The organism is Salipiger sp. HF18, from assembly GCF_011806505.1.
Classification (GTDB): domain Bacteria; phylum Pseudomonadota; class Alphaproteobacteria; order Rhodobacterales; family Rhodobacteraceae; genus Salipiger; species Salipiger thiooxidans.
The window spans coordinates 1-3,710 of record NZ_JAATOS010000391.1 but is presented as its reverse complement, the minus strand read 5'-3'; the positions used below and the strand labels follow the sequence as shown (position 1 = coordinate 3,710).

Here is a 3,710-nt window from a genome sequence, read left to right as displayed (position 1 = left end):
CCCGATGCGCGGACCGACCTCGAACCCAGCGAGACGCCCGATGCCACCGCGCCGATGTCGCGCTGGCTCGACTGGATCGAGCGCTGCTCCGGCGCCTCGCTGACCCTTCCGGACGAGCCCGAGATGGCGCCGCCGGGCGTCGACACGCCACGGGCGCTGGTCGAGCGCATCCATAAGAGCCACCCGTGCCGCACCTATTTCAACGCGGTGCTGCGGCTGCTGGCGCGCGGGGCCGAGTTCGACACCGGGCTGCGGCCGCTGGCCGGCGAGGCGCCGCTGGCGCCGCAGGGCCGAGGCCGCCGACCTCGCGTTCTCCTCGGCGATGCGGATGCAGGGCCGGGCCGACCGTCTCAGCCGTCCGGGGGTCTTCGCGGCGCGGATCACCTCGCTGCTCAGGACCGACGAGATGCCGGCGCAGGAGAACGGCACGCTGCGCGCCGCCGCCGAGGAACTGTCGCACAAGGCGCCGAACCTGCTGCACTGGGTCGACCGTTACAACCGGGTGCACGGCCGCGACGGCCTTGACGGCCAGACCCTGCTGCTGCCGGCGATGCGCTGGTCGGTGCCCCAGCACCGGGCGGACTACGTCGCCCAGGCAATGATCGCGGGCGCGCTCTCGACCCTGCTCAAGGCGCTCTTCGACTCGCGCCGCCACGCGCGGCTGCGGATGGTGGGCGCCGACAGGTGCGGCGTGGACATCTGTGCCGAGGCCGACCGGCTGGCGGCGGACGTGGCGCTGGCGCGCTCGGTGGCGGGCGGCTACTTCCAGGCCGAGAACCACCAGGATCTCCGCCTCGGCGAGGCGCTGGCCTGCCAGGTTCTGCGCAGGCGGTTCGAGGCTCAGGGTCGCAGCCTGTCGCTGGGCTTCACCGATTTTGATGGCCGCGCGGTCTCGCTCTCGGTGCATCCCCGTGGTCTGCATGGCGGCCACGCCACCTTCCAGCGCGATGGGCGCCTCGCGCCCTGGCCGATGGAGCGGATGCGCTCCGGCGCCCATCTCGCGGTGGTCTGACCGGCGCGCGCCCCGTTTGACCCGGATCAAGGCGCTCCCCTGCGGCCGGTGCGACAATCGTCCGGCTAGCAGGGGAGGATGCCATGCGAAGCTTGATCCGCCTTGCCCTCGTCGCGGCGCTGGCCGCCACGGGTGCTGAGGCACAGGACGCCGATATCGGCCGGTCCCTCTTTCACACCCATTGCGCCACCTGCCACGGGCTCGAAGGCCGTGGCGATGGCCCGATGGCGGGTGTGCTCATCGTCAAGCCGGTGAACCTCACCGAACTCACCGCCGCCAATGCCGGGGTCTTCCCGCTCGAGCGGGTGGTGAAGCGGATCGACGGGCGTGACCCGCTGGTGAGCCACGGCTCGCCCATGCCGGTCTACGGCGACTACTTCGAGGGCACTTTCGACCGGCCCATCAAGACCCCCGCCGGCCAGCCGATCCTGACCTCGGAGCCGGTGGTCGATCTCGTGGCCTACCTGCTCGAGATCCAGCGGCAGGAATGAGCCTGCCCGCGAACGGGCAGGGTGCCTAGCGGCAGATGTTCTTCTGCTGGATCCCCGACCACGGCACCATCACCTCGGGGTTGTCGAGCGCGCGCTCGAGCCCGTCGACCGGCAGCTCGGCGGAGATCATCTCGCGCAGGCGCGAGGTGCGCGGCGCGTCGGGGTCGAGCATGTGGCAGCAGACGTATTCCTCGACGATTGCGCCCTGCTGCTCGTAGCCGTGGTCGAGGAAGCGCCCGGGCTTGTCGGGCTCGAAGAGATAGGGATCCTCGGACACCCCATGCTCCAGCGCCGCCTTGAGCGGGGTGTAGCCGGTGCGGTCGCGGTGCTGCCATTGCCAGACATGCACCATCTCGTGCGCCAGCAGCATCGCGTCCAGCAGGTCGACGCGCTGCGGGTAGTCCGGCACGAAATCCTCGCGGTAGAGGTCGTCGCGGTAGAACACCCGGTTGAAGATCGTCATCGCGCCCGGCGACACGGTCACCGTCTCGCCCTGCGACGGTGGCCAGACCCGCTCCATGCAGGTCAGCCGCGGCCGGATCGGGCGCTGGTAGGTGATTGAGCCCGCCCAGAGCCCGTCGTGGAACCGCACCCGGCGGGTGTCGAGCTGGTCGCCCTGCATTGCCTGCAGGAAGGCGGTCTCGTTCTCCGACAGCGGGCGGCCGCAGGCGGAGACGATCAGGCAGAGGACGAGAAGCGGGGCGAGGACAAGGGTGCGCATGGCGGGATAGGGACAGGAGTCGCGCGGCGGCGCAAGGGGCCTCGGTCAGGGGGCGGCGGCATGGCGCTTTTCCACCATGCCCGATTGCGAGATCTCGAGGATCAGCTTGCGCTTCACCGCCTCGGCAAAGCTGTCGCGGTCGCCCGCGGTGACCACGAAGGCGCCAAGCCCGCCGATGATGCGCTCTTCGTAGATGCGCTCGAGCCCGCCCTGCGCCCGGCCCGGGTCGTCGGGACGCAGGATCGGCAGGCCGTTGATGGTGATGCCCTTGGCGACCACCGCGTCGCGGGCCTCTTCGATGGGCGGGCCGGACCAGTTGCCGGCGCTGTCGCCGGAGAAGTCGATGACCCGGCGCCAGCCGTCGATGTCGTTGCTCTCGATCAGATGCGCGCCCTGCAGCAGCGCCGCGCCGATGGCGTTGCGCCCGAAGGCCATGCGCGGCGTTGTCAGCAGCTGCTCGGTGAATTCCGCGGCGTCCTCGGGGCCGCGGATGCGCATCCACTTCACCACCTGGCCCTGGTTTGCCGCCCATTCCACGTAGGTCACGGCGATCTCGCCATAGGCGGTGTTGCCGATCACCGACAGCACCTCGGGGTCGGTCATCGCCTGCGCGTAGCCCTCGCGCTGGAACATCAGCTCCGAGGCGGTGATCGAGCCCGAGGCATCGGCCAGTAGCACCAGCTCGAGGTCGGTGTCCTGCGCGGCGGCGGGCAGGGTGAGCAATGTGGCGGCGAGGCAAAGACTGAGGCGGCGCATCCGGGGCTCCATCGTGGTCGCTTCGAAAGGCTAGCCGGGCCGGGCGCCATTCGCGAAGCGCCGCGTGGGGACGCTGACGCAGATGTGAGATTTGGGCGAGGCCTTCGCCTGCCGATTCACCTGGGGGTGTTCGCCTGTGGACCTAGCGGGGGGCAGCGGTGCCCCAGTGGCGCGCCTCGTCGGCCCACTCGGTGACCGCCTGCAGCGTGGCCTCGTAGACCGCCCGCCCGAGCGCATGGCCCGCCGCCGTGTGCTTGCCCGCGAAAGGGGTGTCGCCCCCGGGGGCCGCGACGGCGATGCAATCGGTGCCCGTGCCGGTGGCCTTGCCCCCGGGCAGGGTGACATCCGCGTCAAGCACCGCGGCGGTGCGGGCCTCGGCGGCCAACGTGATGGCCTCGATCAGCGCGGTGGGCGCGAGCGGGCAGGACAGCCGGACGGCGATGTTGATGGTGCCGTAGTCCTGCGGCGCGGGCTCGAGCCAGGTCTGCGGCAGCCGCGAGCCGATACGCTCTGCGTTCGAGAGCCCGGCGGTGACCACGGCGGTGGCGCCGACCCCGCCCTCGACAGCCTCCGCCACCCGGTGTGCCGCGAGCCGGCGCGAGGTCAGGAAGCAGACCGCGTCCGTGGCGTCGCGCCCTGCGAGCTCGGTTCCGAGCCAGCGCAGGGCGTCGAAATCCTCGGCCAGGTCCTCGTTGCGCACCTCGCGCCAGAGGATCCGGCGCGCGCGGGC

Annotated in this window: 5 protein-coding genes; 2 read left to right on the top strand and 3 right to left on the bottom strand. The window is 71.3% G+C overall.

Annotation, left to right across the window (positions count from 1 at the left end):
* The first annotated feature begins 328 nt into the window (after positions 1-328).
* Together HC022_RS21100 and HC022_RS21095 are read left to right on the top strand one after the other, a co-directional pair.
* Complete coding sequence (locus tag HC022_RS21100; protein ID WP_175583674.1) at positions 329-1,012, top strand: hypothetical protein; 684 nt, start codon at positions 329-331, stop codon at positions 1,010-1,012.
* Between the two features lie 83 nt (positions 1,013-1,095).
* Positions 1,096-1,503: a cytochrome c gene (locus HC022_RS21095; protein WP_089955153.1), complete on the top strand. Its 408-nt coding sequence runs from the start codon at positions 1,096-1,098 to the stop codon at positions 1,501-1,503.
* A 25-nt stretch (positions 1,504-1,528) separates the two neighbouring features.
* Here HC022_RS21095 and HC022_RS21090 read toward each other — a convergent pair whose 3' ends face one another.
* From HC022_RS21090 to HC022_RS21080, 3 genes are all read right to left on the bottom strand, one after another.
* Entirely contained in the window at positions 1,529-2,224 is a 696-nt protein-coding gene (locus tag HC022_RS21090) for a hypothetical protein (RefSeq protein WP_008885550.1), read from the bottom strand.
* A gap of 45 nt (positions 2,225-2,269) precedes the next feature.
* The gene (locus HC022_RS21085; protein ID WP_167453729.1) at positions 2,270-2,980 is read right to left on the bottom strand and encodes a DUF1194 domain-containing protein; all 711 of its coding nucleotides are present in this window, start codon (positions 2,978-2,980) and stop codon (positions 2,270-2,272) included.
* Positions 2,981-3,122: 142 nt separating this feature from the next.
* Positions 3,123-3,710, bottom strand: a 588-nt coding sequence (locus HC022_RS21080; protein WP_167453728.1) for an adenosylcobinamide amidohydrolase, incomplete at its 5' end; no start/stop codon positions are given.